This is a genomic window from Methanobrevibacter ruminantium, from assembly GCF_016294135.1.
In the GTDB taxonomy this organism is placed as follows: domain Archaea; phylum Methanobacteriota; class Methanobacteria; order Methanobacteriales; family Methanobacteriaceae; genus Methanobrevibacter; species Methanobrevibacter ruminantium_A.
In genome coordinates, this window is sequence record NZ_JAEDCO010000075.1 from 1 (window position 1) to 2620 (window position 2620).

General features: G+C 34.3%; 2 protein-coding genes. Both read right to left on the minus strand.

Annotated features, from left to right (window positions below; genetic code table 11):
* Positions 1-65: 65 nt before the first annotated feature.
* Positions 66-1004: a hypothetical protein gene (locus tag VW161_RS08825; protein ID WP_325192960.1), complete on the minus strand. Its 939-nt coding sequence runs from the start codon at positions 1002-1004 to the stop codon at positions 66-68.
* Positions 1005-1059: 55 nt separating this feature from the next.
* Positions 1060-2436, minus strand: a complete 1377-nt coding sequence (locus tag VW161_RS08830) for a portal protein (RefSeq protein ID WP_442919883.1) — start codon at positions 2434-2436, stop codon at positions 1060-1062.
* Positions 2437-2620 lie beyond the last annotated feature (184 nt).

The window sequence follows — 2620 nt, forward strand, 5'->3', positions numbered from 1 at the left end:
TTTTAATAAAAACTTTTTTTAATACCAATTCATAACGCAGGGCCAAAAGGTATATCATTGCCAATTTAAATAGATTTCACGCAATCATCATCACTTAATACTGACCCTATTTCAAGCAATTTAGCGACATCAGCAACAACTGACTCATTGCTAAATTCTTTCATCATTATTGTTTCCCTAATACTAAGCAGTCTTTCTTTATCCTTAGCATCGCTTTCAGAAATAACTTTATCAATTTTCTTCAAGCATTCATTTTTTATACGGTTAAAAAGGCTTTTCTTTTTTGCTTCATCGACATTTTTCTTTGAATCGATGATTGTGTTAACAAGCTCTCTTTCGTTTTCGCTAAGTAACTTTAATTTACTGTTGATAAGGTTAATCGCCTCATTCACAGCGTTATTGTTTCTATTAGGCTTTTTATGTTTTTCAATATATTCACCGATAGTTTTTACAGCATTTGCTGTTTCAGCTAAATTACCCAATTTTCTTGTGTTCGACATTAAATAGTCGCAAGCATGATTATATCGATACCTTTCCTCATCAATCTGTATAGGCTTAATACCATTTTTTGCGAGAAATTTAGCAAATTTTCTATTGGATTCATCCACTGTGCTTCTATCAATATTTTCACGGGTCATATCCCAAGCCTCATTTACATAATCAATAGCATTTCCATCACAATTATAATTTTTCATCGCATTGTGAAAATTATATTGCGCAATGAGGTTTTTATCGTTTTTCATTAACGAAATACCTTCATTTACAACCTTCTTATTTTTGGAAAGCAAATATGGTAACACTGATTCATAAGCCATGTTAAGTGCGGCAAATTTTGAATTTAGAATTTCATCAGAATTACGTGCAGCTTCAGCATATTTTTCATAAGCATCTTCCATTTGTTTATGAAATTTATCTGCTTCCTTCATATTGCCACTTTTTAAGGCTTCTGCTGCATTTTTAACAGCCTTATGCCATAATTGTAAGTATTTAATTTTCTCGTCCATTGTACGCAATTATTTAACCTTTAAAATAAATATCTTTTTAGAATGAAAAGGCTGATTATTTATCAGCCTCATCATCCTTATCATTTATTGCATCATTAAGTGAAGAAATCATTTTCATAAAATCTTCATTAATCAATAAAGATTTGTCATATATATCCGTTCTTTCAACAATATTTTCAGGCTTTTTAGCCCTTTCGATTTTGTTATCTATTTTTGAAATATACTGTTTAAAAATAGAATCGAGTTTAAGATTACTTTCATTCATTTCTTTTTTAACAGCAGATTCAAATATTAGATTTTTCGAATTTATTTTTCCTTCATTTGCTTTCGGCTCTTGATTCATAGCAGGAGGTTCAGCACCGTTTCCTTCACCCATATCAGCAGTAGGTTCAGAACCCTCGATGCCATTTATATCACCATTATCATCGCTTCCAGGAGTACCTAAATCATCTAAGCCACCTCCAAAGCCTCCTCCGCCGCTTGGTGGCGGGCCGCCCATGCCTCCCATGCCGCCATCAGGTCCTCCCATTTCTTGTCCGTCCTGATATTCTGCGCCGGGTTCTCCATACATTCTATCAACAGTGTCGAATATGCCTGTTCTCTTAATGATTTGTGTAGTCTTTTCAAGTTCAGCAGCAATACCCTTTTCAAGGCGAATTTCTTCAAGATTTTCTTTTATATCTTTATCTGACCATTTCATTATCTCCTTTAATGCCCTTGTTTGAGACATTATTGGCAATCCATTACCAGGGTCAGATACTGCGTCTCTACATGCTGATATTTTTTTCTGTATATTATCAATCTCAAGTTGTTCAGCTTGAGTTGATGGGTTATTCATTGTAAGGTTAAAATTGGTTAAATCATCCTCAAATCCTAATAAATAAAGATGAATGCTTGCAATCTTAGTCAGTTCCATTAAGAATGCTTGCTGAATCCTATTTATCACACGTGTAAACCTAATATCCATCAATGCTAAGTTTTGCCCATTTCCTGTATTTTCTTCAAAATTAAGGAACGGTTTAGGAATACGCAATGCGGTTAATACCTTATTTTGAATATATTTAATATCATCAATTGCTGTTAGATTTTGAGCAGCTGGTAATGTATCAATTGGAGTAGGAGCACTTTGGTCTCTTACCGGTAAGAAAATATCTTGGTCAACCGCCATTACATTTTTTCTTAGGTCAATTTGGCCCGTCATTGGGTCAATGATTGGTGTCCTTTTAAAATTGTTCGCAATCTGCTCAACATAAGCTTGTACATCAGCCTCATCAATTGCGCCAACATATATTTTATACACACGTCTTTCAATTGAACGCTCCAATCGATATATAAACATCATATCTTCCATTAACGATAAAAGCCTCCAATGCCTCCTAGCCGAATTTAAATAACTGCAACCGTATGGAAGACACATTGAGTTGGTTAACAACCTAAAATGCGCAATCTGCCAATTTCTGAATGGTATTTGCGAGTTATTTTCATCAAGCCATACGAACTTGGTAGAAAAATCATCGCCACCATTTCCATTGCTAGCGTTTACTGCTAAAGACTGCCCACTTCCGTATGGATTTTGAATTCCATTTTCAAGTCGTTCAACGTTATATACAGGTAAT

Bases quoted from the DNA above. Each gene is read 5' to 3' on its own strand.
- VW161_RS08825 (WP_325192960.1), bottom strand. From the start codon at position 1,004: ATGGACGAGAAAATTAAATACTTACAATTATGGCATAAGGCTGTTAAA.